This is a genomic window from Brevundimonas sp. TSRC1-1, assembly GCF_049898245.1.
Lineage (GTDB): Bacteria > Pseudomonadota > Alphaproteobacteria > Caulobacterales > Caulobacteraceae > Brevundimonas > Brevundimonas mediterranea_A.
The window spans coordinates 132,928-159,798 of the sequence record NZ_JAFCXI010000002.1; the positions used below are offsets into that span (position 1 = coordinate 132,928).

Genomic DNA, 26,871 nt, shown 5'->3' on the forward strand with positions numbered 1-26,871 from the left:
TCGACCGTCGTCGCTGCGTTCAGACCCCAGCCCTGGCCGCCTCGACCTCGGCCCGCTCCGGCGCCGACGGCTGGGCCCCCGCGCGGGTGGCGGCGACCGCCCCGGCCGCGCAGGCGAAGCGCAGGGCCTGCGTCGGCTCCATGCCTTCCAGCAGGGCCACGGTGATGGCTGCGACGAAGGCGTCGCCGGCGCCGGTGGCGTCGACCGCCTCGACGGTCGGCGGGGTCGCCCAGGCCATTTCGACGCCGCGCTGATACATCGCCGCGCCCCTGGCGCCCTTGGTCACCACCACCCGGCCGCCGCCCCGGTGCAGGCCGTCGCCGTAGAAAGCGGCCTCGGTCTCGTTGACGACGATCAGGTCGGCGCGGCGCAGCAGCATTTCCGACACCGGCTGGGCGGGCGCCAGATTGGCGCAGACGAAGCCTGTGGCCCGGCCCACCGCCGCCTCGACCGTCTCGACCGGCAGCTCCAGTTGGACGATCAGGGCGCCCTCGATCCGCTGGGGCAACTGCTCCGGCGTGACCATATGATTGGCGCCGGCCGCGACCACGATCTGGTTCTCGCCCGTCGGATCGACGGCGATCAGGGCGACGCCCGTCGGGGCCGCCACATCCGTCTCGACCCCGGCCAGATCGACGCCCAGGTCCGACATCAGGGACAGGGCCTCGCCGGCCAGGGAGTCGTTTCCGACCCGGCCGATCAGGCTGACCTCGGCGCCCAGTTTCTCGGCGGCGTAGGCCTGGTTGGCGCCCTTGCCGCCCGGATAGCGGGCCAGGCTGGCCCCCGTCACCGTCTCGCCCGGCGCCGGCAGCCGGGGCGACGTCGCGACCAGGTCCAGGTTGATCGAGCCGACGACGGTGATCCGCATCATCTGGCCTTCAGGGTCTCGGTCAGCAGGTCGAACACCCCCTGTCCGTCCGCCGCCACCGCCCAGCGGTGCCGCGCCGTGGCAGGATCGACGCGGAACTCCACCGCCGTATGGCCGCGCGTCAGGTCCGAGCCCGTCTCGACCTCGATCCGGCAGGGTTTCAGGGTGAACAGGTCCGGCTTCATCAGCCAGGCGATGGGACAGGGGTCGTGCAGGGGCGGGGCCTCCGATCCCACGACCTGCCGTTCGGTCCGCTGCGAGAAGCGCAGCAGGGCGGCGACGGTGCGCGCCGGGTCGGTGCGGATCGTCTCGACGGCGCGGATCCGCGCCTCGGTGGCCCGCACCTGATGGGTCGCGTCCAGGCCGAAGGCGATCACCTCGCAGCCCGAACCGAACACCACCGCCGCCGCGTCCGGGTCGGCCCAGATGTTGAACTCGGCCGAGGCGGTGATGTTGCCGCCCTCCGACCGCGCACCGCCCATGACCACGACCGGCCCCAGATGCTCGGCCAGGCGCCGTTCGCGCTTCATCGCCAGGGCCAGATTGGTCATCGGCCCCAGGACGGCGACGGCGACCGATCCGGCCGGGCGTTTCATCACCAGGTCGACGATGGCGTTGGCGGCGGGTCCGTCGCCGATGATGCCGGTCGGCGCGAAGGGCTCCAGGTCGCCCAGCCCCTCGGGCCCGTGGAAGTCGCCCGCCCCGGCGGGGGGCCGTTTCAGCGGGCGCTCGGCGCCGCCGAACACGGGCACGTCTTCACGGCCGGCGATCTGGCGCATCATCCGGGCGTTGCGCTGGGTCAGGTGGGCGGGGACGTTGCCGCCCACGGTGGTGACGGCCAGCAGCGTCGGCTCGGCCGCCGCAAAGGCCAGGAACAGCGCCACGGCGTCATCCACGCCGGGGTCGCAATCGATGATCAGGGATTGGATAGACACATCCCTCGTTTGACGCTCCGGACGCCGGCGGGCAAGTCCGTTTCACCGCTTATCCCACGCGAATCCGACGCCTTTTCCAGCCACGCTTGCGCCCGCTTGACGTCCGCCTCCCCCGGCGTCACCCTGAGCCTCGTTCTCCGGGGGGTCGCAATCGAGCGGCTGAGATAGAGGTTTCTCCTCTGACCCGTCGAACCTGATCCGGGTCATGCCGGCGAAGGGATGAGTACGCTTTCCGGTCCCCGTTACAGGACCCTCGCGCCCGACGTCGGCGGACCTCAAACCATTTGAGGCCGCCATGAACATCCAAGTCACCCCGCCCGCGCTTCCCGAAGAACCCAATGTGGATCTGGCGCTGAAAGACGCGCGCGAGCAGGTGATGAAGGAGACCGGCGCCATCCCGACCGGCGAACGCGCCGGGTCGCGCAAGGTCTATGTCGCCGGCGAGCTGTACCCCGACATCCGCGTCCCCTTCCGCGAGGTCGCCGTCCATCCGTCGGCCAATGAGCCGCCGGTGACCATCTATGACAGCTCCGGCCCCTACACCGACCCGACCGTCACCATCGACATCAAGCGCGGCCTGCCGCCGGTGAAGTCGTCGTGGCAGCTGGATCGCGGCGACATCGCCCCGGTGCTGAACCCGCGCGAGGTCAAGCCCGAGGACAACGGACACGCGTCCGGCAAGAACCTGGCCCCCCGGTTCGACACCTCGCACCACCGCGTCTTCAAGGGCGTCGAGGGCCGCCCGGTGACGCAGTACGAATACGCCCAGGCCGGCATCATCACGCCCGAGATGGAATATGTCGCCATCCGCGAGAACCTGCGGCGCGAGCAGAACAGCCCCTGCGTTCGCGACGGCGAGGACTTCGGCGCCGCCATCCCCGACTTCGTCACGCCCGAGTTCGTCCGCCAGGAGATCGCCCGCGGCCGCGCCATCATCCCGCACAACATCAACCACCCCGAAGTCGAGCCGATGATCATCGGCCGCAACTTCCTGGTGAAGATCAACGCCAACATCGGCAACTCGGCCGTCCTCTCCAGCGTCGACGACGAGGTCGACAAACTGGTCTGGGCCACCCGCTGGGGCGCCGACAACGTCATGGACCTGTCGACCGGCCGCAACATCCACAACATCCGCGACTGGATCATCCGCAACTCGTCCGTCCCCATCGGCACCGTGCCCATCTATCAGGCGTTGGAGAAGGTGAACGGCATCGCCGAGGACCTGACCTGGGAGGTGTTCCGCGACACCCTGATCGAACAGGCGGAACAGGGCGTCGACTATTTCACCATCCACGCCGGGGTGCGCCTGCCCTTCGTGCCGATGACGGCGAAACGCGTCACCGGCATCGTCTCACGCGGCGGCTCCATCATGGCCAAATGGTGCCTCAGCCATCACCGCGAGAGCTTCCTCTACGAGCATTTCGAGGACATCTGCGACATCATGCGGGCCTATGACGTCAGCTTCAGCCTGGGCGACGGCCTGCGCCCCGGCTCGATCGCCGACGCCAATGACGAGGCCCAGTTCGCCGAGCTGCGCACCCTCGGCGAACTGACCAAGATCGCCTGGGCCAAGGGCTGCCAGGTCATGATCGAAGGCCCCGGCCACGTGCCGATGCACAAGATCAAGGCGAACATGGATGAGCAGCTGAAACACTGCCACGAGGCGCCCTTCTATACGCTTGGCCCGCTGACCACCGACATCGCCCCCGGCTATGACCACATCACCAGCGCCATCGGGGCGGCCATGATCGGCTGGTTCGGCACGGCCATGCTCTGCTACGTCACGCCGAAGGAGCATCTGGGCCTGCCCGACCGTCAGGACGTCAAGGACGGCGTCATCACCTACAAGATCGCCGCCCACGCCGCCGACCTGGCCAAGGGCCACCCCGCCGCCCGCCTGCACGACGACGCCCTGTCACGCGCCCGGTTCGAGTTCCGCTGGGAGGACCAGTTCAACCTCGGCCTCGACCCCGAAACCGCCCGCAAATACCACGACGCCACCCTGCCGAAGGAAGCCCACAAGACCGCCCACTTCTGCTCCATGTGCGGCCCGAAATTCTGCAGCATGAAGATCAGCCAGGACATCCGCCGCGATGCGATGGCGCAGAATGATGCGGGGGCGAGTTTAGTGGATGCCGAGGCCGGGATGGCGGAGATGAGCGCGAAGTTCCGCGCCGGGGGCGGGGTGGTTTATGCGCCCTCCACGTCCAAATCGGCTGCCGAGGGATCGCTAAAGTAGGCCGTTTTTGCCGCATCAGTCAGTTCGTATCGATAAACGTTCCCAGCATTGACCCTAGTAACCAACTCCCTTTCTGCCAGATGTTTTGCCCGTCGACCAACCAACTGGCCGGAACAATCAAGCTCTCCCGCGATTTCGGCAGCCACCATGGTACGGTCTTCACTGTGAAGCGTTTGCAGTATGCCTATTTCGGCGTCGGGCAACAGCAACTCAGGACGAACAGCATCTATAGAATCGCCATACTTCTTCGAGAGATTGACAACTGAGCATTGCCCCTCTTGGCAGTCGGGGCAACGCATCCGAAATCGCTGCAAAGCAGGCAACATGCTGAGATCGAACTCGGCTCCGCAGCTATTGCACTTAATTTCCTGATTTTGGCGCAAGTACGAACTGACGACAACGTTATAGTCAAATCTGCGATCAACAAAATAGAGACGATCTTCCCGCCGTTCGCTAGGCCGGCCAAACGCAATCTGATACTTTGTACAAAGTCCATAGTTCAGGGCAAAGACGGACACCCGCTTTCCGCCACGATCTGATTGTTCAAAATACTTCGTTAAGAAGAACGATAATTCCAAAGATTGAAATATGTCTTCAAGGTCGCTTGAGACGTAAAAATGACTAGCGTATGGCCGCGAGCGACTACTACCAGAATGATCTCGCGAGCCCTCCTGCCTGATCGATCGCGCCTTGGAAACAACGGACTCTAGAAGTTCCTTCAATGAGTAGACTGATGATCTCTCTTCGAATGCGACTCTATAACGGCCATTAGCAAAAAATGGTGATACCTTTTCTTCATAATATCTTTGTGCAGCATCTTGTATTGACGCGACGCCTACAACTTGGTTGTAAATCAGGTTACTTTCGTGAGCGTAAAGCAGGATGTGACCAAGAGTCCTCGGGTTTGCCATCGAAGCGTAAAATAAATTTCGCCAGAAGTCCCCACCCCTGGACCCGAAGTATATATCCGGCGTGGTCTTTGCAAAATGTGCCAGCCGCTTCTCGACAACACGTTTCGTAAAATCGATGGCCTTCTCTTCCATCTTGGTGACACCCGCCGAACCATAAAGTCCGTAAATGTCGAGATTTACTTCCTCGACCTTGGTGTTATCCAAGTCACCTAGATAAATTCGACCCGGATATGCGGCAATTTTGAATTTGATGAAATCAGACCACCTCGAGAGAGGTGAGATGAGCGCATCCACCAACAATCGCATTGCATCTCTTGGGAGCTCAGAGAAATCATCTAAAAATATGTAGAGATTTCGTATTCCAATGGCAGCAAGAAGATTCTGGAGCTCATGAATGACATCGTTAACCCCAATAACCCTCATCAGCAATTGGGTATAAACGTCCTCACCACCTATTTCGGTGGATTTTTCCTTAGATGCTTCATACCCACCCTCAGCACCGATTGAATCCGGCGATACTGACACTTTAGCAAAACTTTTTCTGCTTTTGGTGGTTTTGAGGGCCTCTGTAGCCTTGCGGGAGACAGTTACAAAACCTTCTATGTTTTCGTAATCAGGCTCATCTAGCCTTTCAATAACTTTGTCGAGCCCAGAAAACACTTCAGCCGAAGATCCGATCATCTGCTCCCGGAGCCGAGTTAGGAAACTTTGTTCGACCTGACCCTTTAGCTCGTCTCGAATATCAACTATGAGAGACTTAAGAAATCTCTTGTAAAGAAGAAATTTTTGCACCTGTTCTGGACTAAGAGCCGTTGCGAGCTCTCCGAGGCGTCCTGAAGTGATAGGGTCGATCTGAGACGCCTCATAGACATTTCGAATATCCATGTAGGCCGAAATCGCGTTTGACTTTCCTTTACGTATTTCATGTTGGACTCTTTGAAATACGGTAGATTTACCAGTCCCCTTTCGGCCCACGATAACAGTAGTGTTGCTTGCCAACAGCGTTTTAAAAACTTGCTCGTTGGGCAATGGGTCCACATACAGTTTCTCGATCAGAGATCGATTTTTCTCGTCATTCAACTCTGAACGACTGAAAAGCTTGAGAGAGACGGCTGCTTTATGAAAGCTGTCCAGCTGCTTCGGTGTGAATTGCAAAGCCATGAGTGCCCGGTTGTCGTTTTGCCGCTGAGGCTAGCATGAAGCAATGCAACAACCGAAGCGTTACATTTGGTCAATCCCTACGGGGACAGCCCCTTCCGTCATCCTCCGGCAAGCCGCGTCTTAGCGGCGCAGACCGGGGGACCCAGCGGCCTGCGCGAGCAGGACCCTGTCGCGGACTCGGCGTTAGAGATCCGTGCGGCGGATGGATTTCGCCTTCGGCGCCGCTGGGTCCCCCGGTTCCGCTGCGCGGCCCGGAGGATGACGAAAGGAAGGGGAGGCCGCGCGCTCTGATCACCCCAGCGCAGCAAGCCCTCGCCGCCCGCCTCCGAACGGCGTAGCTTGTCCCTATGCCCACCCTCGTCCTCCTCGCCGGACCTAACGGCGCCGGCAAGACCACCTTCATCAACCAGTTCCTGCGGGAACGGGCCGAGGCGTTCCAGTTCGTCAATCCCGACGAGGTGGCGCGGCCCCTGGCTCCCGGTTCGGGTCGCGATCTGGCCGCCGGGCGGATGGTGCTGGAACGGCTGGAGGACCTGATCGCCGCCCGCGCCGACGTGGTGCTGGAAACCACCCTGGCCACGCGCACCCACGCGCGGCGCATCCGCGACTGGAAGGTCGCCGGATACAGGTTCGAACTGATCTATCTGCGCCTGCCCTCGGTCGAGGCCTCCATCGCCCGCGTGGCGCATCGGGTCGAGCGCGGCGGCCACGGCATACCGGAGGAGACGCTGCGGCGCCGCTATCCGCTCAGCCTCCAGTACCTGGAGACGACCTACAAGCCGCTGGCCGACGACTGGAGAATCTACGCCAGTGGCGGCGAGGTGCTCGAACTGCTAGATTGGGGACCGCGATGAACAAGCCGCTTTTCGATCACGAAACCATCCTGAAGGCGGGCAAACGCGCCGCCTGGGTCGCCAAGCACGGCACGCGCGAGGAGCAGTCCGGCAAGTTCCTGCCGCCGCCCGGCTGGAAGGGGCATCTGGTCACCGCCGCCGACGTTCCGGCCGCGCCCCGGAAGAAGCGGGCCTAACCCTCCCCTTTCGTCATCCTCCGGCAAGCCGCGTCTTCGCGGCGCAGACCGGGGGACCCAGCGGCGCGCGTGAGCGCGAACCTGTCGCGGACTCGGCGGTCGAGATCCGCGCGGCGGACGCATTTCGCCTTCGGCGCCTCCCCTGGTCCAAGCTTCGCTTGGCCAGAGGATGACGAAGGGTCCCCCGGTTCCGCTGCGCGGCCCGGAGGATGACGAAAGGAAGGGAGGCGGCCGGGGGCGGCAAAAGCGGGATCACCCCTTTGCGCTCCTAATTCCGTCGCTCCACCCGTTGACTATATTCAGCTTTTCCGGCTCGCGCGCCAATCAACCCAGCACGGTTTCCCGCCGCCGTATAATCCCCCGGTCCCGTTCCGGGGCGGATCGGCCCGGGAGGGGCGTATGGATGGGATCGAGGGACGCCGGCCCTATGGGGACGAGGGCGGGGGCTATGGCGAGAGCGACGGCGGGGGCGGCTATTTCGACCGACGTCTGACCAACGAGGACTTCGTCGATCCGCCGCGCCAGCCGTCCTGGGATGAGGCGTCCTGGGACGGGGCGTCGCTGGATGAGGCGTCGCACGAGACCCGGCCGCTGTATGACGGGCGGCCCGTGCGCGATCCCTATGACCGGGGCGGCGGCTATCGCCGGGCCTCGGACCAGGCGTGGGCGGCGGCGCGCGACGACTATCTGGCCGGCGACACGGCCGAGACGGTCAGCGCCCGCTACGGCATGGGGGTCAGCACCTTCCGCCTGCGCGCCCGGGACAAGGGGTGGCGGCGCATGGACCAGGTCGATCCCCCCTATGATCCGCTGGACCCGGACGAGGCGGCGGCGGACGGCCCGGCCGACTATGGCCGGATGGCGGACCTGGCCCGGATGCGGCTGAACCGCGCGCTGGAGGCCGGCCGCGCCGTCGAGGCGGCGCGCTGGATGCGCCTGCACCTGGGTCTGACGGCCCTGGCCCGGGACGTGTCGCCGGCCCCGCCGCCTGCGCCCCCCACGCCGGAAGCGCCGCCGGAAGCGCCGCCGCCCGCCCCGAAGGAACCCGACCTCGCCGCGCGCGCCGAGGCCCTCGCCCAGCAGATCTGCGTCATCGCCCAGGAAGCCGCCGCCCTGAAGCCCGGCGACTACGCCGGCCGCGACGCCCTGATGGCCCGGATCGACGCGCTGGACGACCTGGACCCGGCCGGGATTTCAGACGAATTAGACGATTCAGACGGTGTTTTTTCGCAGGGAGAGTCTGAAACCGGGCCGCCGTGACCAGGGCGGGGTGAGGCGTGCGCGTGAGCGAAGGCGTGAGGGGTGAATCGTGACTGGCGAGGGGTGAGTAGCGAGCAAGGGGCGAGCGGGGCGATGCACCGGCGCAAGATCTGCGCTCACCAATCACCAATCACGACTCGCCAGTCACCCTCCCCTCACACCTCCGACGCGATCTTCCTCAGGGCCTCTTCGAACACCTGGGCCGGCTGGCCGCCGCTGATCAGATATTTGCCCTCGACCACCACCGCCGGGACCGAGGTGATCCCCCGCGACCGCCACAGGTCCTCGGCCGCCCGCACGGCCTGGGCGTAGCGGCCCGAGGCCAGGACCTCGCCCGCCTCGGCCCGGTCCAGCCCGGCGGCCTCGGCGGCGGTGGTCAGGACGCCGGCGTCGGTCAGGTTGCGGTTCTCGGTGAAATGGGCCGTGAACAGGGCCTGTTTCAGCGCCTTCTGCTTCTCCGGCGCCGTCTCGTGCGCCCAGTGCAGCAGGCGGTGGGCGTCGAAGGTGTTCCAGATGCGGCTGTCGTCGGTCATGCGCATGTCGAAGCCGACCTCGGCGGCGCGGTCGCGGATCATGGCGCGGTTGGCGGCCGACTGTTCCGGGCTGGCGCCGTATTTGCGGCCGATGTGTTCGACGATGTTCTCGCCCTCGGGCGCGATCTGGGGGTTCAGTTCGAAGGGCTGAAACGCAATATCGGCGCCGATCCCCTCGCCCTTGAGGGCGTCCAGCGCCGTCTCCAGCCCGCCCAGGCCGACCGCGCACCAGGGGCAGACCACGTCGGAAACGAAGTCGATCTTCAGGGTCTTCATCGGCACGGCTTGGGTCATGGCGAGGGCCTTCTGGAACAGGATGTGTTGCGGAGCATATGGGAAGGCCCCGCGCGACGCCAAGGCCTCAGCCCAGCGTCAGGTCCCGGGGCGGCCGGATCCGCCGCCAGCGCGCCTCCACGAAGGCGAAGGCGCCGAAGGCCATCAGCCCCGCCGCCGTCAGCCCCAGCACCCACGACCCGCCGGGCTGGGCCTCCAGCGCGTCCAGCGCCGCCGCCGTCGTCGTCACCTCGCCCGACCGCGCGTGCAGCCCCGCCAGGACCACGAAGGTCCCCAACGGCAGATAGGCGAAGCCCCGCGCGCCATAGCCCGCCCGCGCCAGGGCCGCCGCCGGCCGGCGCACCGCCGCCGGACAGGCCAGGGCCGCGTCGAAGTCGTCCCGGAAGGCCCTGACGATGTTGCCGACGCCGACCGCCAGCACCACCAGCCCCGCCGCGATCAGCAGCAGGCCGCCGAACGGCAGGTCCAGGATCCAGGCCGCCTTCTCCTGGTTCTCGGCGATGCTCTCGGCCCGTTCCGCCGCCTGGCTGGTCGCCTCCCCCGCCTCGTCCAGATACTCGAACACCCCCGCCGCCAGCAGGCCGTAGAACAGGCCGCTGGCCGCCTGCCCCGCCCGCGTGGCCCAGCCCTTCAGGTCGGTTCCCTCATGGTCGGCGTCGAACAGGGCCTGCAGCACGCGCCAGCCGACGAAGGCCCACAGCCCAAGCCCCAGCAGCACCAGCCAGACCCGCCCGAACGGCTGCTCCGCCAGCCAGCCCGCCGCCCCGCCCGCGCCCACCGCGTCGCCGATCCTGTCGGTCGCCGCCAGCAGGGTCAGGGCCCCCGCCGACAGATAGACGAAGCCCCGCGCCCCATAGCCGACCCGCGCCGCGCCCTCGATCAGGCGCGACAGCCGGGGCGCGCGGCGCGCGGCGGGGACGCGGCTGCGGACGGCCTCGCCCAGGGCGGCGGCGGCGTGACGAAGACGGGCGAACATGGCGGCTCCAGCGCGGCGGAGCGGTTCAACGCCCCCGCCCGCCGATGGCTCCCGGGCTCAGGCGCGCGCGGCGTGAGCCGCCGGCAGCTCTAGCACGACCTTCAGCCCGCCCATGTCGCTGTCGCCCAGGGTCAGCCGCCCGCCGTAGGCGCGCGTCAGGTCCTCGACGATCGACAGGCCCAGGCCCGAGCCGGGCGCGCTCTCGTCCAGCCGGGCGCCGCGCTTCATCACCGTCTCGCGCTGGTCGGCGGGCAGGCCGGCGCCGTCGTCCTCGACCACCACCACCATCTGGCCCAGGCCGTTCTCCCCGGCCGAGACGCGGACGCGGCGGGTGCTGAACTTGGCCGCGTTCTCGATCAGATTGCCCAGGATCTCCTGCAGGTCCTGACGCTCGCCCAGGAAGGCCAGGTCGTCGGGCGCGCGCCAGTCGATCTCGGCGCCCTTGTCGCGGAAGACCTGTTCGATCATGACCGCCAGCTCGTCCAGCACCTCGGGCACCGGCGTGGTCTCGCCCAGGCCGTGGGCGGCGCGGGCGGCGGCGCGGGCGCGGCGCAGATGGTGGTCGACCTGGCCCTGCATGACCCGGGTCTGGCGCCGCACCAGTTCGGGCAGCGGGCCTTCGGCGGTCCCCGCCTCGGCCAGCATGACCGAGATCGGGGTCTTCAGCGCATGGGCCAGATTGCCGACATGGGTCCGCTGGCGCTCGACCACCTCCTGGTTATGGTCCAGCAGCCGGTTGACCTGTTCGGCCAGGGGCTGGATCTCCAGCGGATAGGACCGTTCGATCCGCGCCGCCTGGCCGTGGCGCACGGCCGCGATCTCGTTGCGCAGGTCATACAGGGGCCGCAAGCCGACCTGAACCTGAATGAAGACCGCCGACACCAGGATGAAGCCCAGGATCAGCAGGGCGACCCAGGTCAGGGTGGCGAACTGGCGGGTGTCCACGTCGACGTTGGACCGGTCGATGGCCGCGAAGAAGACCACCGGCGTCGTCCGTCCCGGCAGGGACTTCATGCTGGCCGCCACCCGCAGCGGCTCGCCCGCCGGGCCTGTGGCGTTATAGGTGATGGTCTGGCCATAGGCGTCGTCCAGCCGCCCCGGCAGGTCCGCCGGCACCGTCAGGTCCTCGCCGTACAGCGAGTCCGAGCGGGTGATGATCCGCAGGCCCCCGGCCAGGGTCGGCTCGGCCGTCATCCAGTACTTGCCGGAAAACACCCGCAGAGTGGGGGCGTCCATGATCTGGGGCGTCAGCACCTTGCCGCTCGCCGTCACCGTGCGCACCACCAGTTCGTCGGTGGTCTCGCTCAGCACGTTTCCTAGGCGGCGCAGGGCCGATTCCTGGAACTGGTTGGTCAGGACGAACCCGGTCGCCACCAGGGCCAGCAGAATCCAGCCGGCGGCCAGCCAGATCAGCCGCCGCGTCAGCGACCTGCCCGGCCGCCCGAACCAGCGGCCCCAGCCGCCGGGCGGCGTCCGACGCGCCCCAGCCCCCGTTTCGGTCATTGCGGCGTGATCACGCCGCCTCGGACTCGCCCGTCAGGGGCGCCAGGCGATAGCCCAGGCCGCGCACGGTCTCGATCCGGTCGGATCCGATCTTCTTGCGCAGCCGGCCGATGAAGACCTCGATGGTGTTGGAATCCCGATCGAAGTCCTGATCGTACAGATGTTCGACCAGCTCCGTGCGGCTGATGACCCGGCCCTGGTGCATCATCATATAGTGCAGCAGCCGGTACTCCAGCGAGGTCAGGCGCAGGGGCTCGCCGTTGACATTGGCGCGCGCCGCGCGCGGGTCCAGACGCAGGCCGCCGCACGACAGGGTGGCCGAAGCGATTCCGGCCGAACGCCGCAGCAGGGCCCGCAACCGCGCCAGCAGTTCTTCGGTATGGAAGGGTTTGGTCAGATAGTCGTCGGCCCCGGCGTCGAAGCCCGACACCTTGTCCGACCAGGCGCCGCGCGCGGTCAGGATCAGGACCGGCGTCGCCTTGCCCTCGCGCCGCCAGCGCTCCAGCACCGAGACCCCGTCGATCTTGGGCAGGCCCAGGTCCAGCACGATCACGTCATAGGGTTCGGTGTCGCCCAGGAACCAGGCCTCTTCGCCGTCGGCGGCGTGATCCACCGCATAGCCGGCGTCGGCCAGGGCGCCCTTCAGCTGACGCGACAGGTCGGCGTCATCTTCAACCAGCAGGACACGCATCGTCAGTCTTCTCCCACCACGCGGCCCGAGCGGGCGTCCACGCGAATATCAGCGACCCGCCCGCCGGGATATTCCCAGCGCACCACCACCGTGTCGCCGCGCGGGCTGACGCCCAGCATGCGTCCGTCGCGTCCGGCCCCGACCCGGCGCACCACGGCGCCCAGATCGGCGCGCGGCCCGTCGGCCGAGGGTCGGTCGCGCGAGGGGGCGTCGCGGCGCTGGTCCTGCTGCGGACGCTCTCGGTCCTGGTCGCGCGACTGCGCCAGGGCCTGGGTCGCGGGGACCAGGGCCATCAGGGCGGCGATCAGGAGGGCGCGGGTGCGGTTCATGAAGTCGCTTCTACGGGGCCGGCTCTGAACAGCCGCTGAACGGGGTGTTTGGAAACGGGCGATACGGCCGAAAAGCCGCACGTCCGTCGCATCTATAACAGAGATCGCGCGAACGGGTCTTCCTGCGCCGAAAAGATGAACGGCGGCTGAAACGCGGCGTTCAGATCGGGCTCAGGCGGGAGATGGCTTTCTGGGGACATCGCAGCCCCCGCCGGGGCGCCCCGCACCAGAAGGAACGATCCGATGCTGAACAAGAAAGTCTTCCTGCCCGCCCTCATCCTCGCCGCCGCCGCCTCGGCCGCCCTGCCCGCCGCCGCCCAGTCCTATGGCCCGTCCCATCACGCCCGACCGCCTGTCCATCATGCGGGCTACGGACACTGGTCGTCGATCAACGCCCGCCAGGCCAGTCTGGACCGCCGCATCGACCAGGGCGTCCGTTCCGGCCAGCTCAGCCGCCGCGAGGCGACCCGTCTGCGGGGCGAGTTCAACGGCCTGCTGCGGCTTGAGGCCCACTATCGTCGCGGCGGCCTGACCACCTGGGAACGCACCGACCTGGACCGTCGCTTCGACCGTCTCTCGGCCCAGATCCGCAACGAACGCCACGATTGGGACCACCGTCGCGGCTGATCCTCCCGGCCTTGACCAGCAGGAGCGCGGTCCGAAAGGGCCGCGTTTTCTGTTTGGGACGGGGCTGAATCGGCGCCTACGCGCTTGCCCGATCTTGCGGTTTGAAACGGGACCCTGACACGAGGACCGCCTAAGCTGCTCCGGTCCCCTTGTCGCGATGCGGGCATCCCGGCCAGCAGCAGGGGCGGCGTTTGCCGTCGCTCAGGTTCTCGCGACCCCAGTCGATCCGCTTGAGCCGGGTCTCGGCCTTCTTCGCCGACTCGACCCAGCAGATCCACTCGTTGCGGGCCAGGGGGGTGATCGCCGTCCAGGTCGCCAGGGCTGCGGCGTCGCGGCTCAGCGCCGCCCGCAGATCGGCGGGCAGGGGGTGGACGACGCCGCCGGGCAGGTCTGCATCCTCAGCCATGCGCCATTTTCGCAGCCCCGGATTTGCGCCGCAAGCCGTGTCCTGCCCACGCCATGGGACGGGGAAGTCAGGCGACCTCGACCACCTTCAGCTTGGGCTTCTTGAGCTTGGAGGCCTTGGCCGGGCGGACCGCCTTCTTGGCGGCCTTTTCGGCCTTCTTGGCTTCCTTCTCGGCCATCTTCAGCGCCTTCTTGGCGGCCTTGGCCTCGGCCTTGGCGGCGTCGGGGGCGGCGTCGGCGGCGGCGGCCAGTTCAGCCAGCTGGGCCAGGAAGGTCTCGCGCTGGCCCTTGGGCAGCAGGGCCATGATCCGCTTGTCGGCGGCCTCGACCAGCGGGCGGGCGGCCTCAAGCCGGGCGGCGCCCTCCGTGGACAGACGGACCGCCTTGGCGCGGGCGTCCAGGGTCGAGCGTTCGCGCTCCAGCAGGCCCTTGGCGGTCATGCGGGTGACCAGGTCGGCCAGGGTCGAGCGGTCGATGCCGGTCATCCGCACCAGTTCGGTCTGGGTCAGACCCGCCTTCAGCGAGGCGGCCTCAAGCACGGCGAACTGACGCTGGGTCAGGCCGTCGGCGCCCATTTCCTCGGAATAGATGTCCAGGGCCAGTTGCAGGGCCCGGTGCATCAGGTGACTGGGCGAGGTGGCCAGAGGCCCGACCTTGCGTAACGACTTGCCAGACTTGACCATATCGACCGTCCCCCGAGTGTCTTTCGTCCGCATGCGTACCAGCCGCGCTTTACGATTTGACGCGACACGTATGTCACTTCCGCGACATTCTGTCTGTAGGCTCCCGTGGTTCCGTCAGGTGCGCGCGCTACATTCCCGTGTCGGGAGAAATGGGACCGGGCTCCTCGTCCTTGGTCATGTTCTTCATGATCAGCGGCACCTGGGACAGGCCGAAGATCGAGGCGGCGATCCACAGGACGCCGCGGAAACTGGTCCAGACGTCGTTCGGATTTGGGGTGTCGCGGCCCAGGGCGTGCCAGAGGGCGGTCACGGCGGCGGGGCTGCGGAAAATCTCGTTCAGGATCGCCACCGCCAGGAAATACAGGCCGTAGCGCAGGGTCAGGGTGCGCCAGGCGGCGTCATTGACCTTGATGGCCGAGCCCAGCAGGGCCTTGAACGGATATTTCTTCAGCGGGATCGAACCCAGCAGGATCACCGCCAGCAGGCCGTTCTGCACCGTCAGCTTCAGCTTCACATAGAGGTCGTCATGGGTGAGGACGGTCAGCAGGCCGAACACCAGGGCGAACAGGCCGGTGATCAGCGGCAGGGGGGCGAAGCGCCGCTCCACCGCATAGCCGATGATCAGGGCCAGGCCCGAGGCGCCGACCAGGACCCAGGTCGCCAGGATCATGTCCCGGCTGACGAAATAGCTGATCATGAAGGCGGCCAGGGCGCCGAAATCGACGAGCTGGCGGATCCACTGGCGGTTCTTCTTCGGTTCGGGAGAAGCGGTGGTGTCGGTCATGTCAGTCTTCCAGTCCCACCAGCGAGCGGGAGAAGGCGCGGGCGTCGAAGGGTTGCAGGTCGTCGATCCCCTCGCCCACGCCGATCAGCATAAGCGGGGCGTCGGAGGCCTGGGCCACGGGCACCAGAACCCCGCCGCGCGCGGTGCCGTCCAGCTTGGTCATGACGATGCCGGTGACGAAGGCGGTGCGGCCGAAGATCTGTTCCTGGGCCAGGGCGTTGCGGCCGACCGTGGCGTCCAGCACCAGCAGGGTGTCGTGGGGGGCCGCCGGATCGATCTTCTTCAGCACGCGCACGATCTTGAGCAGTTCGTCCATCAGGGCGGACTTGTTCTGCAGTCGGCCGGCCGTATCGACCAGCACCACGTCGAATCCCTCGGCCCGCGCCTTGGCGTAGGCGTCGAAGACCAGGCCGGCGGCGTCGGCCCCGTCGCGCCGGCTCTCGAACTCGGCGCCCGCCCGGTCGGCCCAGACCTTCAGCTGTTCGCGGGCGGCGGCGCGGAAGGTGTCGCCGGCGACGATCATGACCTTGGCGCCCTTGGCCGTCAGGTCGGCGGCGATCTTGCCCAGGGTCGTGGTCTTTCCCGAGCCGTTCACCCCGACGAATAGGACGACATAGGGTTTGGGCCCGCTCAGCGGGTCGAAGGCCGCCTGGCGCGGCGACAGCTCGGCGGCGACGGCCTCGGCCAGGGCCTCCTTGACCTCATGTTCCTGGGCGTCCTTGCCGAACTTCAGCGCGCGGAAGCGTTCGACGATCCGGGCCGAGGCGGCGGGGCCGAGATCGCTTTCCAGCAGATGCTCCTCCAGCCGCTCCAGCGCCGCCTCGGACAGGGGTTCCTTGACGAAGCTGGCGACGACCTGATCGGTCATCTGTTTGGAGGAGCGCGAGAGCCCCGCGGACAGGCGCTGGAACCAGCCCTTTTTCGGCGTATCGGTCATCGGATGGCTTTAGCGGCGGCGGAGGCCGACGTCATCCGCATTCGCATGCAGACGGCGGCCTGCGTCATCGGGCGCCGGGGCGGGGATTTCAGACTCTCGCGGGAAAAAACAGAGTCTAGATAGTATGAATCGTCTGAAATCCGCCCTCTCCCCCGTGTCCGTCCTCTGAACCGCAGACTATGAGGCCGACGGGAGCCCAGGCTGGGAAAAGACCCCGAAGATTCGGCAAGATCTTGAAATCCCTGATGAAGCACCAGCGTCATTGTGACAGTTGGCGGATGGGGCGCGGCGCCGACACGGCGGAAACGGCCGCTTGCGGCGCCAGAACGACGAATATACATTACATATACGAATCATATAGTCCGGAGTCAGGCCTTGGGCATCGTCAATATCGAGGACGCGCTGCACGAACAGCTGCGGCGCGCCAGCAAGGCCTCCTATCGGTCCATCAACGCCCAGGCGGCCTTCTGGATAAGGATCGGCCTGTTGTGCGAGACCAATCCGGGCCTGACCTTTCAGGACCTGGTGGCGCGTGAGCTGAAGGCGGCGGGCGTGGACGCGACGGCCCTGACCGGCGCGGCTGCATGACCAAGACCCCCGCCGAGGTCGAGTTGATGGCCGAGGCCGGGCGCCGGCTGGCCTCGGTCTTCACCCATCTGGACGGGCTGGCGCTGGCCGGCATGACCACGATGGAGATCAATGACCGCGTCGAGGCCTTCATCGTCGATGACCTTCAGGCCCGGCCCGCCAGCAAGGGCCAGTACGGCTATGGGTTCGTGCTGAACAGTTCGCGCAATCAGGTCGTCTGCCATGGCGTGCCGTCGGCGGACGAGGTGCTGAAAAGCGGCGACATCGTCAATCTGGACATCACCCTCGAGAAGGACGGCTTCATCGCCGATTCCAGCAAGACCTATCTGATCGGGACCGTGGGGCCCCAGGCGCGACGGCTGGTCCGCACCACCTATGAGGCGATGTGGAAGGGTATTCAGGCCGTGCGACCGGGGGCGAAGCTGGGCGACATCGGCTTCGCCATCGAGCGGCACGCCAAGAAGGCCGGCTATTCGGTCGTGCGCGAATACTGCGGCCACGGCATCGGCCGCGAAATGCACGAAGATCCCCAGGTGCTGCATTTCGGCAGGGCGGGCACGGGCGTGACCCTGCGCGAGGGCATGGTCTTCACCATCGAACCCATGCTGAACCAGGGCCGCCGAACGGTGCGGACCGAGGACGACGGCTGGACCGTGGTGACGGCGGACGGGATGCTGTCGGCCCAGTTCGAGCATACGATGGCCGTGACAGGGGACGGGGTGCGGGTGCTGACATTGCGGCCCGAGGAGAAGCGGGCGGCGGCCTAGAGCGAAGTCGTCACTTTCGATGCTCAGTTGCGCCCCCGCATGCTAGAGTGGGGTGAAAGACGCTCAGACGCGTCTGAACCCGAGGCTTGATGCTCACACTGAGCGTCGCGACGGGATCGGAAAGGGAGGCTCATGGCTCCCGTATCTCAAGATGAAGATCTGGGCTCCGCCCTGGCCCTGGCGGTCATTTCGGTGTCCAGCGCACCGCTGCTGCTGATGGACGAGGCGTTCGACATCGTCGCCGCCAGCCAATCCTTCCTGATGGAATTCGGGCTGGACGGCGATGCGGTGGTCGGGCGGTCGATCTTCGACCTGGGCGGCGGGGAATGGAACCTGCCCCGGCTGCGCTCCCTGCTGGGCGCGGTCGGTTCCGGCGGGGCGGACGTGCCCGACTATCAGCTGGACATGCCGTTCCGGACCGCCGCGACCCGCAGCCTGAAACTGAACGCCAAGCGCCTGGCCTTTTCCGACGTCCAGCCCGTGCGCCTTTTGCTGACCATCGTGGACGTCACGGCGGACAAGGCGGCCCAGAAGAAGATGGACGACCTGGTGCGGCAGAAGGAGGTTCTGCTCCAGGAGGTTCAGCACCGCGTCGCCAACAGTCTGCAGATCATCGCCAGCGTGCTGCTGCAGACCGCGCGGAAGACGGAATCGATCGAAAGCCGCGCCCATCTGACCGAGGCGCACAACCGCGTCATGTCGGTCGCCGAGGTCCAGCGCCAGCTGTCCCTGAACAAGGTCGGCGAGGTCGCGCTGAAACCCTATCTGGCGCAGTTGTGCGGCAGTATCGGCGCCTCGATGATCGCCGACCATGATCTGGTGCGGATCGAGGTCAGCGGCGACGCCAGCGCCCTGGACGCCGAGGTCTCGGTCAGTCTTGGCCTGGTCGTCACCGAACTGGTGATCAACGCCCTGAAACACGCCTTCCCCAACGGGCGGAGGGGCGTGGTCCGCGTGGATTTCCAGTCGCGGTCCAAGGATTGGGATCTGACGATTTCCGACGACGGCGTCGGCATGCCGAAGAACCCCGACGATTCAGAAGCCGGCCTGGGAACCGCCATCGTCAAGGCCCTGGCCAGCCAGCTCGACGCCACGATCACCGTCAAGGACCTGGACCCCGGCACGGAGGTCTCGGTGCTGCATCGCAAGACCGACGAAGAGACGGCGGCCGCGCCGGCGGTCTAGGCGCATCGGCAGGCGACGTCGGACGGGGGGATTCTCTCCCGTCGTCATTCCGGCCTATATGAAGGCTGACGACCGGCGCGCGCCGGGATGAACGGACGACCCCATGGCCGAGCCCCTGCCCTTCCATTCCCCCAAGATCCACGGCTTCGTGCGGGTGGCTGCGGCCACGCCCGTCAGCCATGTGGGCGACCCGAAGGCGAACGCCGAGGAACACCTGGCCCTGATCCGTCAGGCGGCCGATCAGGGCGTGGACCTGATGGTGTTTCCGGAGCTGTCGCTGTCGGCCTACGCCATCGACGACCTGCATATGCAGGCGGCCCTGCTGGACGAGGTGGAGCGCCAGATCGCGGTCATCGCCCAGGCGACGGGCGAGCATGATTTGGTCGCCGTGGTCGGGGCGCCGATCCGCAACGGCGACGCCCTGTACAACTGCGCCGTGGTGATGGGCGCGGGCGAGGTGCTGGGCGTCGTGCCCAAGACCTATCTGCCCAACTACCGGGAATATTACGAGAAACGCTGGTTCGCCCCGGCGACGGCCCGCGCCGAGGACGTGATCCGGCTGAACGGCGAGACGGTGGACTTCGCGCCCGGCCTGGTGTTCGAGGCGGTCAACCGGCCGGGCTTCGTCTTCGCGGTCGAGATCTGCGAGGACTATTGGGCGCCCCTGCCCCCCTCGACCCGGGCGGCCCTGGCGGGCGCGCGGATCCTGCTGAACCTGTCGGCGTCGAACATCGTCATCGGCAAGGCCGACGAGCGCGCCATGCTGAGCGCCAGCCATTCGGCCCGCACCCTGTCGGCCTATGTCTTCACCGCCTCGGGCTGGGGCGAGAGCACCACCGACCTGGCCTGGGACGGTCAGGCGACCATCCACGAACTGGGGTCGAAACTGGCCGAGGGCGAGCGGTTCGCCCTGGAGAACCACCTGACCCTCGCCGACGTGGACGTGGACCGGATCGGGCTGGATCGCCTGAGAAACGGCACCTTTTCCGAATGCGCGCGGGTCGAGGGCGAGGCGGCGACGGTCGTGCCCTTCATGGCGCGCGAGGACGCGGTCGAGAGCGAGCTGATCCGGCCGCTGGACCGTTTCCCCTTCGTGCCGGACGAAGCCGGACGGCTGGATCAGGACTGCTACGAGGCCTTCAACATCCAGGTCCAGGGGCTGATGCGCCGGATGGCGGCGACCAATGGCGAGCGGCTGGTCATCGGGGTGTCGGGCGGGCTGGATTCGACCCAGGCCCTGCTGGTCGCCTGCCGCGCCTTCGACCGGCTGAACCTGCCCCGGACCAATATCCTGGGCTTCACCATGCCCGGCTTTGCGACCTCGGACGGGACCAAGTCCAACGCCTGGGCCCTGATGAAGGCTCTGGGCGTGACCGGGGCCGAGATCGACATCCGCCCCGCCGCCGAACAGATGTTCAAGGACATCGGCCACCCCTATGCGGCGGGCGAACCGGTCCACGACATCACCTTCGAGAACGTCCAGGCGGGGCTGCGGACCGATTATCTGTTCCGCCTGGCCAACCAGAACCGGGCCTTCGTCCTGGGCACCGGCGACCTGTCGGAACTGGCCCTGGGCTGGGCCACCTATGGCGTCGGCGACCATATGAGCCACTACAACGTCAACGGCGGGGTGGCGAAGACCCTGATCCGCCACCTGATCCGCTGGGTGGCCGACCGCGAACTGGTCGGGGCCGAGGCGAGCCCGACCCTGCACGCCATCCTGAACACCGAGATTTCGCCCGAACTGGTGCCGGCCAAGGACGGCGTGATCCAGTCCACCGAGGGGACGGTCGGCCCCTATGCCCTGAACGACTTCTTCCTGTTCTACATCAGCCGCTTCGGCCTGAAGCCGTCCAAGGTCGCCTTCCTGGCGCACCAGGCCTGGTGCGACGCCGGCGCCGGACATTGGCCCGCCAATACCCCTGACGACGAAAAGGTCGAATACGACCTGGCGACCATCAAGGCCTGGCTGAGGAAGTTCCTGATCCGCTTCTTCCAGACCGCCCAGTTCAAACGCTCGGCCCTGCCGAACGGGCCCAAGGTGGTGACCGGCGGCTCGCTGTCGCCACGCGGCGACTGGCGCGCCCCGTCGGACGGCAATGCGCGGGTGTGGCTGGACGAACTGGACGCCAACGTGCCGGACGCCTGACGGCGTCGGTTCCTTGTTCGGGCTATCGCGCTTCGCGCTACTTGAGCCCGCGAAATCGGGCTATCGCGCTTCGCGCTACTTGAGCCCGCGAAATCGCTCATATCCACATTCGAAACGCGGATATTGCGTGACGCATGGGGTCCACGCCGCTAGAAGCTTCGCCATGACCGAAGACGTGACCAAAGACTCGAACGGCAACATCCTGGCCGACGGCGACAGCGTGACCCTGATCAAGGATCTGAAGGTCAAGGGCTCGGGCGGGGTGACGCTGAAGCGCGGCACCCTGGTCAAGAACATCCGTCTGACCGGCGACACCGACGAGATCGAGGCCAATGTCGACAAGGTGCGCGGCCTGGTCCTGCGCGTCGAGTTCGTGAAGAAGGCCTAAGCCCCCTTTTCATCGGGCGATGCAGCCGCCATCTAGCGGCCTATGACCGACACCCTCGCCGCCCCCGTTTCGACCGCCGCACCCCAGAATTCTGGCGGCAAGATCCCCGTCACCGTCCTGACCGGCTATCTCGGCGCGGGCAAGACCACCCTGCTGAACCGGATCCTGACCGAGGATCACGGCAAGCGTTACGCCGTCATCGTCAACGAGTTCGGCGAGATCGGCATCGACAACGACCTGGTGGTCGGCGCCGACGAGGACGTGTTCGAGATGAACAACGGCTGCGTCTGCTGCACGGTGCGGGGCGACCTGATCCGCGTGGTCGCCGGCCTGATGAAGCGCCAGCGTCCCGGCAAGCCCGCCTTCGACGCCATCATCGTCGAGACCACGGGCCTGGCCGATCCCGGCCCGGTGGCCCAGACCTTCTTCGTCGACGAGGACGTCAAGGCCAAGACCCAGCTGGACAGCGTCACCACCCTGGTCGACGCCAAGCACGTGATGGCGCGGCTGGACGACTCCAAGGAGGCCCGCGAACAGGTGGCCTTCGCCGACCGGATCATCCTGAACAAGGTCGATCTGGCGACCCCGGAAGAGCTGGACGCGGTCGAGGCCCGGCTGCGGGCGCTGAACCCCCTGGCGCCCATCGTGCGCGCCGAACGGTCGAACGTGCCGCTGGACCAGGTGCTGGGCCTGGGCGCCTTCGATCTGGAGCGGATTCTGGAGGTCCAGCCGGACTTCGCCAACCCGCCGCACGGCGCGGACGGCCATGTGCACGACGAGCATTGCGGCCACGACCACCATCATCATGACCACGACCACGGGCATGATCATTCGCACGGCGACCATTCCCATGACGCCCATTCCCATAGCGCGAGGGGTCACGCCCACCAGGACGACATCAAGGGGATCTCCCTGTCGCTGGACCGACCGCTGGACGGGGCGAAATTCACCGCCTGGCTGGATCGGCTGCTGGGCGAGCAGGGTCAGAACATCCTGCGCGCCAAGGGCATCATCGACGTCCAGGGCGAGAACCGCCGCCTGGTCTTCCAGGCCGTCCACATGATCCTGGAGGGCGATCTGCAACGCGAATGGGGCGAGAGCGAACGCCGCTGGAGCCGCGCCGTCTTCATCGGCCGCGAACTGGACGAGGCCGCGCTGCGGGCCGGGTTCGAGGGTTGCACGGCCTAGAACGACCTTCCCCCGCTTGCGGGGGAAGTGTCAGGTCGTGGCGCGTAGCGACACGCCTGACGATGGGGGAAGTCTCTTCTGAACGAAGACTTCCCTCTCCGACCCTGGTTCGCTGCGCGAACGACGGGCCACCTCTCCCGCAAGCGGGAGAGGGTAAGAAAAAGGCCGGCGGATCGCTCCGCCGGCCTTTCTATCAGGCAGCCGGTTCGGCTCAGCCCTTCTCGAACAGCTTGTTCCAACGGCGCTTGTCGCGGGCCTTCCAGGCGCCGCGGTGGTAGGCGTCGGAGCCGATCAGGGGGACGACGGTGGTGGCTTCGGCGAAGACCATCTGCTCGTGGGTGGTCTGGACCTTGCCCCAGGAGGCGGCCTCTTTCAGCGTCGAGGAGGAACAGGCGCCGTCGCGGACGTCGGCGACGGTGATCTGGACCGCATAACGGTGCATCTCGGCCTCGACGCCGAGGATTTCGGCGCAGACGACGGTGTCCTGGGCGAAATTCTTGGGCACGCCGCCGCCGACCATGAACAGGCCGGTGACGCCGGCGGCGATCTTGATGTCTGTCAGTTCGCGGAAGTCGGCGATGGCGTCCAGCATCAGATAGGGCAGACCGGCCGCGGCGCGTTCCTTCTGGTGCTTGACCAGGCCGAAGCCGGCCGATGAGTCGACGAAGGCCGGGCAGAAGATCGGCACGCCTTCTTCATAGGCGGTCTGGATCAGCGAGCCGGGCTTCTTGGCGTTGCCCTCGCTCAGCCACTTGCCCATTTCCCAGATGAACTCGCGGCTGGAATAGCCGCGCGGCTCCAGCCGGTTGGCGATCTCCAGGATGGTGTGGTCGCAGGCCTGGAGCTCTTCCTCGTCGATATAGGTGTCGTAGATCCGATCGACGTAGTTCTCGCGCAGGACGTTGTCGTCCACCTCGCCGGCGGCCTGATAGTGTTTGAAGCCCAGGGCCTCGAAGAAATCCATGTCCACGATCGAGGCGCCCGTGGCGACGACCGCGTCCACCATGCCGAACTTCACCATGTCGCGGTACACGTGCATGCAGCCGCCGGCCGAGGTCGAGCCGGCCAGGATCAGCCACGGCGAGCAGTCCTTGTCCTCGATGGCCATGGAGAAGATGTCGGCGGCGCGGGCGGTGTCGCGGCTCGAGAACGACATCTTGCGCATCGAGTCGATGATCGGGCGCGCGTCGAAGCTGGTGATGTCGACATGCTCGACGACGTTCTGCAGCAGCTGGGCCTTGGTGTTGGCAGTCATGGGTGACTCGTGAATCGTGAGGCGTGAATGGTGAAGTGCGGTCAGTCGTGCCGCCGTTGCTTCAGTCGCGTCGAAAGGGCGGAGAGCATACGCCCGATCCGCTCCATGTCGGCAAGCAAAGGCTGGAGATTGTCAGTCGTTAGATAGCCGAGACGCGCGGCGATGAGGAGATGGGTTTCGACCTCCGCGAGCGACCCGCGCGCGACGCCGAGGAAGTGGACGAACTCACCCGTTCCGTTTCGGCCTGCGCCCTCCGCGATATTGGCGGCCACGCTGACGGCTGAACGACGAACTTGACGGATCAGGCCAAACCGCTCGTCAGACGGCCAGGAGACCGAGCAACGATAAACGGCTTCAACCCAATCAACCGAGAGCTTCCAGACGTCTGGATCGCGGTGAGTTCGCAAGTCGGTCATGGCTGACAATCACGACTCACGATTCACCTCTCACGATCAGCGTCGCGACTTCTTCCTCTGACCGGCCTTACCTTTCGGACGTGACAGACGCACGACCTTGCGGGCGTTCTCCTCGGCCGTGGTGCGCACGGTGGGGATGGAACGCGGCGCCAGGCCGTAGAGCGAGGCCATCGGGGCGTCTTCGACGACGGCGATGTCGTGTTCGCCATAGCCGTTGAAGCCGGTCGACATGGCGACGCCATAGGCGCCGAGCATGCCGATTTCGATGAAATCGCCTTCGCGGATGTCGGCCGGAAGCCAGAACGGACCCGGCATGTGGTCGATCGAGTCGCAGGTCGGACCATAGAACTGGAACGCCTTCAGCTCGGACGCAGCCTCGCCGTCCCGGACCAGCTTGGTCGGGAAGGGCCAGCGCGAGTGGGTCGCATCGAACAGCGAGCCGTAGGAGCCGTCGTTCAGATACAGGGCGTCGCCCTTGCGCAGGTCCACACGGGCCAGGATCGACGAGGATTCGGCGACGATGGCCCGGCCGGGTTCGCACCACAGCTCGGTCGTTTCCGACACCGGCATCTCGTTGAAGCCGCGATGGATGGCGTCGGCGTATTCGCTCATGTCCGGCGGAACCATGCCGGGATAGACCGAGGGGAAGCCGCCGCCGACATCGACGATGTCCACGATGACGCCCGCACGGCTGATCGAACGGCCGACCTGGGCCATGGCCGCCTGATAGGCGGTCGGGCGCATGCACTGGCTGCCGACATGGAAGCTGACGCCCATCAGCCCGTCCTTGACCGCCTGGCGCGTGGCCAGCAGCAGGGCCGGGGCCTGGTCGGCGGGGACGCCGAACTTGCCCGACAGGGTATAGGCGGCGCCGTCGGCCGAAACCGCCATGCGCACGATCAGGTTCAGGTCGTCCGCGCCGCCGGTGGCGTCGAGGATCTTGTTCAGCTCATCCACGCAGTCGAGCGAGAAGGTGCGAACGCCGTGTTCGAAATAGGCCTTGGTGATCGCAGACCGGCTCTTGACCGGATGCATGAAGGCCAGGCGAACGTCATGGCTGACCGAACGCACCAGTTCGATCTCGGCGATGGACGCCACGTCGAAGCCGCGAACCCCGGCCTCGATCAGGGTCTCGATGACCCAACGCGACGGATTCGCCTTCACGGCATAGAAGACGTCGGCTTTTAGATTATCCTGGAACCAAAGCGCCGCTACGGATACCGAACGCGGTCGCACGAGGGCGACGGGACGTTCAGGGGACCGCTCACGGACCAGGTCCAGGGGAAGCTGATACGTGCGCAATTCACGTAACCCCCTGCTAATTGTGAAACCCAGACCGGCGTTAGCAGCGCTTAACGGTTAGACCACGGGGTCCGCCGGAAGCCGCGATATGGGGGCATCGGACTGTCATGTAAAGGGGTTTTTTCGTGGCGGGGCCTGGGTTTGGACTGTCACAAATCCCCCGCGACAGTGTCACAGCCCCCCAGGGGCGCAACCTTGGCCTTTTCACGCCGTTGATGAACGGGAGGCGTGAATGAATCGATGGCTGTTCCTGTGGCGCAAGACGCGGCGCCAACTGTGGGTGCGGGCGACCGCCTACGCCGTCTTCGGCCTGGCGGCCTCGCTGCTGGCGGCGGCCCTGTCGCCCTGGGTGCCCCGGGACATGGCCGAGCGCCTGGGCGGAGAATCGGTCGAATCCATCCTGACCATACTGGCGTCCAGCCTGCTGGGCGTCGCGACCTTCTCGGTCGGGGCCATGGTGACGGCCTATACGTCGGTGTCGTCCGCCGCCAGCCCCAGGGTCGCGGCCCTGGTGACCAGCGACGAGGAAACCCAGAAGTCGCTGGCGACCTTCGTCGGCGCCTTCCTGTACGCCATCGTGTCGGTGACGGCGATCAACGCCCATTACTACGGCCAGAACGGCCGGGCGATCCTGTTCCTGTTCAGCCTGGCCATGGTCGGGCTGGTGGCGTTTCGCCTGCTGGCCTGGATCAACCGCCTGTCCAGCCTGGCGCGGGTCGGGCACATGATCGAGCTGGTCGAGTCCTATGCGCGGGATGCGCTTGAACAGCGCCGTGACCTGCCGCGACTGGGCGGTCGGGCGGGCGGCCTGGAAAACGGCGCCGTCGTCGTCGCCCCCGCCACCGGCTATGTCCAGAACGTCGATCCCGACCGGCTTCAGACCCTGGCCGAGGCGCGCGACTGTCAGGTCGAGGTCGTGGCTGCGCCGGGCGCCTTCGTGCGGCGCGGCGGGGTGCTGGCGCGCATCAGCCTGACCGCCTGCGACGACACGGCGCAGGCCGACTTCTGCTCGGCCTTCGCCCTGGGCGATTCCCGGTCCTATGATCAGGATCCGCGTTTCGGCCTGATCGTGCTGGGGGAGATCGCCGCCAAGGCCCTGTCTCCCGGCGTCAACGATCCCGGAACGGCGATCCAGATCATCGGCGCGGGCGTCCGCCTGCTGGACGTCTGGACGGCCGACGCCAGTCCGGAAAAACAGCCCCCGCATCGCGACCGGCTGTTCGTGCCGGGAATCGCCGACGCGGACCTGCTTGACGATGTTTTCGGACCGGTGGCCCGTTACGGGGCCGGAGACGTCGCCGTCGCCGTGCGGCTTCAGAAGGGCCTGAAGACTCTGGCGACGACGCCGGCCCTGGCCGGGGCGGTGGAGGTTCTGGCCCGCGAGGCGCTGGACAGATCGCGCGTCGCCCTGCCGATCGCCGCCGATGTGGCACGGGTCGAGGCGGCGGCCGAGGCCGGTTGAACGGG

General features: G+C 66.7%; 27 protein-coding genes and 1 riboswitch. Of the genes, 12 read left to right on the forward strand and 15 right to left on the reverse strand.

The features are described from left to right. Positions 1-19 precede the first annotated feature (19 nt). Positions 20-871, reverse strand: coding sequence for a ribokinase (locus ACP7CK_RS06650; RefSeq protein ID WP_426025514.1), 852 nt, complete (start codon positions 869-871; stop codon positions 20-22). After that, positions 868-1,803, reverse strand: a complete 936-nt coding sequence (locus ACP7CK_RS06655; RefSeq protein ID WP_426025515.1) for a nucleoside hydrolase — start codon at positions 1,801-1,803, stop codon at positions 868-870. The genes ACP7CK_RS06650 and ACP7CK_RS06655 overlap by 4 nt, the downstream gene beginning before the upstream one ends. Before the next feature lie 128 nt (positions 1,804-1,931). After that, positions 1,932-2,041: riboswitch (TPP riboswitch) on the forward strand. Positions 2,042-2,179: 138 nt separating this feature from the next. Between ACP7CK_RS06655 and thiC the strand changes: the two genes are divergently transcribed. Further along, positions 2,180-4,042 (forward strand): phosphomethylpyrimidine synthase ThiC, encoded by a 1,863-nt coding sequence (gene thiC, locus ACP7CK_RS06660; protein WP_426025896.1) that lies wholly within the window; start codon positions 2,180-2,182, stop codon positions 4,040-4,042. On the opposite strand, the gene ACP7CK_RS06665 is transcribed toward thiC, so the two are convergent. Further along, on the reverse strand, positions 3,994-6,114 hold the full coding sequence (locus ACP7CK_RS06665; RefSeq protein ID WP_426025516.1) for a hypothetical protein: 2,121 nt from the start codon (positions 6,112-6,114) through the stop codon (positions 3,994-3,996). The two genes, thiC and ACP7CK_RS06665, sit on opposite strands and share 49 nt — an antisense overlap. 347 nt (positions 6,115-6,461) lie before the next feature. On the opposite strand from ACP7CK_RS06665, the gene ACP7CK_RS06670 reads away from it, so the two are divergent. From ACP7CK_RS06670 to ACP7CK_RS06680, 3 genes are all read left to right on the forward strand, one after another. Then, entirely contained in the window at positions 6,462-6,968 is a 507-nt protein-coding gene (locus tag ACP7CK_RS06670; RefSeq protein ID WP_426025517.1) for an AAA family ATPase, read from the forward strand. After that, positions 6,965-7,144, forward strand: coding sequence for a hypothetical protein (locus tag ACP7CK_RS06675; RefSeq protein WP_154727094.1), 180 nt, complete (start codon positions 6,965-6,967; stop codon positions 7,142-7,144). The genes ACP7CK_RS06670 and ACP7CK_RS06675 overlap by 4 nt, the downstream gene beginning before the upstream one ends. A gap of 399 nt (positions 7,145-7,543) precedes the next feature. After that, entirely contained in the window at positions 7,544-8,404 is an 861-nt protein-coding gene (locus tag ACP7CK_RS06680) for a hypothetical protein (RefSeq protein WP_426025518.1), read from the forward strand. Between the two features lie 155 nt (positions 8,405-8,559). Here the strand turns inward: ACP7CK_RS06680 and ACP7CK_RS06685 are convergent, their stop codons facing one another. The 5 genes from ACP7CK_RS06685 to ACP7CK_RS06705 all read right to left on the reverse strand — a co-directional run bounded on the left by ACP7CK_RS06685 (position 8,560) and on the right by ACP7CK_RS06705 (position 12,730). Continuing rightward, the gene (locus tag ACP7CK_RS06685) at positions 8,560-9,231 is read right to left on the reverse strand and encodes a DsbA family oxidoreductase (RefSeq protein ID WP_426025519.1); all 672 of its coding nucleotides are present in this window, start codon (positions 9,229-9,231) and stop codon (positions 8,560-8,562) included. A gap of 67 nt (positions 9,232-9,298) precedes the next feature. Continuing rightward, positions 9,299-10,207 (reverse strand): DUF1206 domain-containing protein, encoded by a 909-nt coding sequence (locus ACP7CK_RS06690; protein ID WP_426025520.1) that lies wholly within the window; start codon positions 10,205-10,207, stop codon positions 9,299-9,301. A gap of 57 nt (positions 10,208-10,264) precedes the next feature. Beyond that, positions 10,265-11,710, reverse strand: a complete 1,446-nt coding sequence (locus ACP7CK_RS06695; protein WP_426025521.1) for a sensor histidine kinase — start codon at positions 11,708-11,710, stop codon at positions 10,265-10,267. A 10-nt stretch (positions 11,711-11,720) separates the two neighbouring features. Continuing rightward, positions 11,721-12,401: a response regulator transcription factor gene (locus ACP7CK_RS06700; protein ID WP_008263586.1), complete on the reverse strand. Its 681-nt coding sequence runs from the start codon at positions 12,399-12,401 to the stop codon at positions 11,721-11,723. A 2-nt stretch (positions 12,402-12,403) separates the two neighbouring features. Then, complete coding sequence (locus tag ACP7CK_RS06705) at positions 12,404-12,730, reverse strand: hypothetical protein (protein WP_008259736.1); 327 nt, start codon at positions 12,728-12,730, stop codon at positions 12,404-12,406. A gap of 243 nt (positions 12,731-12,973) precedes the next feature. Between ACP7CK_RS06705 and ACP7CK_RS06710 the strand changes: the two genes are divergently transcribed. Then, on the forward strand, positions 12,974-13,357 hold the full coding sequence (locus ACP7CK_RS06710) for a hypothetical protein (protein WP_426025522.1): 384 nt from the start codon (positions 12,974-12,976) through the stop codon (positions 13,355-13,357). 130 nt (positions 13,358-13,487) lie between these two features. Here the strand turns inward: ACP7CK_RS06710 and ACP7CK_RS06715 are convergent, their stop codons facing one another. The 4 genes from ACP7CK_RS06715 to ftsY form a co-directional block, all read right to left on the reverse strand. Then, entirely contained in the window at positions 13,488-13,763 is a 276-nt protein-coding gene (locus ACP7CK_RS06715; protein ID WP_008263047.1) for a YdeI/OmpD-associated family protein, read from the reverse strand. Positions 13,764-13,830: 67 nt separating this feature from the next. Next, entirely contained in the window at positions 13,831-14,445 is a 615-nt protein-coding gene (locus ACP7CK_RS06720) for a MarR family winged helix-turn-helix transcriptional regulator (protein ID WP_426025523.1), read from the reverse strand. Between the two features lie 127 nt (positions 14,446-14,572). After that, positions 14,573-15,229 carry an inner membrane-spanning protein YciB gene (locus ACP7CK_RS06725; protein ID WP_008264172.1) on the reverse strand — a complete coding sequence of 219 codons (657 nt, stop codon included), beginning with the start codon at positions 15,227-15,229 and terminating at the stop codon, positions 14,573-14,575. 1 nt (position 15,230) lies between these two features. Further along, the gene (gene ftsY, locus ACP7CK_RS06730) at positions 15,231-16,166 is read right to left on the reverse strand and encodes a signal recognition particle-docking protein FtsY (RefSeq protein WP_008262203.1); all 936 of its coding nucleotides are present in this window, start codon (positions 16,164-16,166) and stop codon (positions 15,231-15,233) included. A gap of 375 nt (positions 16,167-16,541) precedes the next feature. Here ftsY and ACP7CK_RS06735 point away from each other — a divergent pair, with 375 nt between their 5' ends. The 6 genes from ACP7CK_RS06735 (at position 16,542) to ACP7CK_RS06760 (ending at position 22,431) form a co-directional block, all read left to right on the forward strand. Then, positions 16,542-16,754 carry a ParD-like family protein gene (locus ACP7CK_RS06735; protein WP_426025524.1) on the forward strand — a complete coding sequence of 71 codons (213 nt, stop codon included), beginning with the start codon at positions 16,542-16,544 and terminating at the stop codon, positions 16,752-16,754. After that, a complete protein-coding gene (gene map / locus ACP7CK_RS06740; protein WP_426025525.1) occupies positions 16,751-17,521 on the forward strand; it encodes a type I methionyl aminopeptidase in 771 nt (256 codons plus the stop codon). Before ACP7CK_RS06735 ends, map begins: the two co-directional genes overlap by 4 nt. Before the next feature lie 132 nt (positions 17,522-17,653). Beyond that, the gene (locus tag ACP7CK_RS06745) at positions 17,654-18,706 is read left to right on the forward strand and encodes a sensor histidine kinase (RefSeq protein ID WP_426025526.1); all 1,053 of its coding nucleotides are present in this window, start codon (positions 17,654-17,656) and stop codon (positions 18,704-18,706) included. 103 nt (positions 18,707-18,809) lie between these two features. Then, positions 18,810-20,855 (forward strand): NAD(+) synthase, encoded by a 2,046-nt coding sequence (locus tag ACP7CK_RS06750; protein WP_426025527.1) that lies wholly within the window; start codon positions 18,810-18,812, stop codon positions 20,853-20,855. Positions 20,856-21,018: 163 nt separating this feature from the next. Then, positions 21,019-21,243, forward strand: coding sequence for an alkylphosphonate utilization protein (locus tag ACP7CK_RS06755; RefSeq protein WP_008263608.1), 225 nt, complete (start codon positions 21,019-21,021; stop codon positions 21,241-21,243). A 42-nt stretch (positions 21,244-21,285) separates the two neighbouring features. Then, complete coding sequence (locus tag ACP7CK_RS06760) at positions 21,286-22,431, forward strand: CobW family GTP-binding protein (RefSeq protein ID WP_426025528.1); 1,146 nt, start codon at positions 21,286-21,288, stop codon at positions 22,429-22,431. Between the two features lie 211 nt (positions 22,432-22,642). Here the strand turns inward: ACP7CK_RS06760 and ACP7CK_RS06765 are convergent, their stop codons facing one another. From ACP7CK_RS06765 to ACP7CK_RS06775, 3 genes are read right to left on the reverse strand one after another with little or no spacing between them, the layout of a single operon-like run. Continuing rightward, a complete protein-coding gene (locus tag ACP7CK_RS06765) occupies positions 22,643-23,686 on the reverse strand; it encodes a 1,9-bis(guanidino)-5-aza-nonane synthase (RefSeq protein WP_008259915.1) in 1,044 nt (347 codons plus the stop codon). A 41-nt stretch (positions 23,687-23,727) separates the two neighbouring features. Then, positions 23,728-24,102 (reverse strand): four helix bundle protein, encoded by a 375-nt coding sequence (locus tag ACP7CK_RS06770; RefSeq protein WP_426025529.1) that lies wholly within the window; start codon positions 24,100-24,102, stop codon positions 23,728-23,730. 36 nt (positions 24,103-24,138) lie between these two features. After that, a complete protein-coding gene (locus ACP7CK_RS06775) occupies positions 24,139-25,404 on the reverse strand; it encodes a type III PLP-dependent enzyme (protein ID WP_292148748.1) in 1,266 nt (421 codons plus the stop codon). A gap of 232 nt (positions 25,405-25,636) precedes the next feature. On the opposite strand from ACP7CK_RS06775, the gene ACP7CK_RS06780 reads away from it, so the two are divergent. Beyond that, positions 25,637-26,866, forward strand: coding sequence for a DUF2254 domain-containing protein (locus ACP7CK_RS06780; RefSeq protein WP_008260503.1), 1,230 nt, complete (start codon positions 25,637-25,639; stop codon positions 26,864-26,866). The last annotated feature ends 5 nt before the right edge of the window (positions 26,867-26,871 follow it).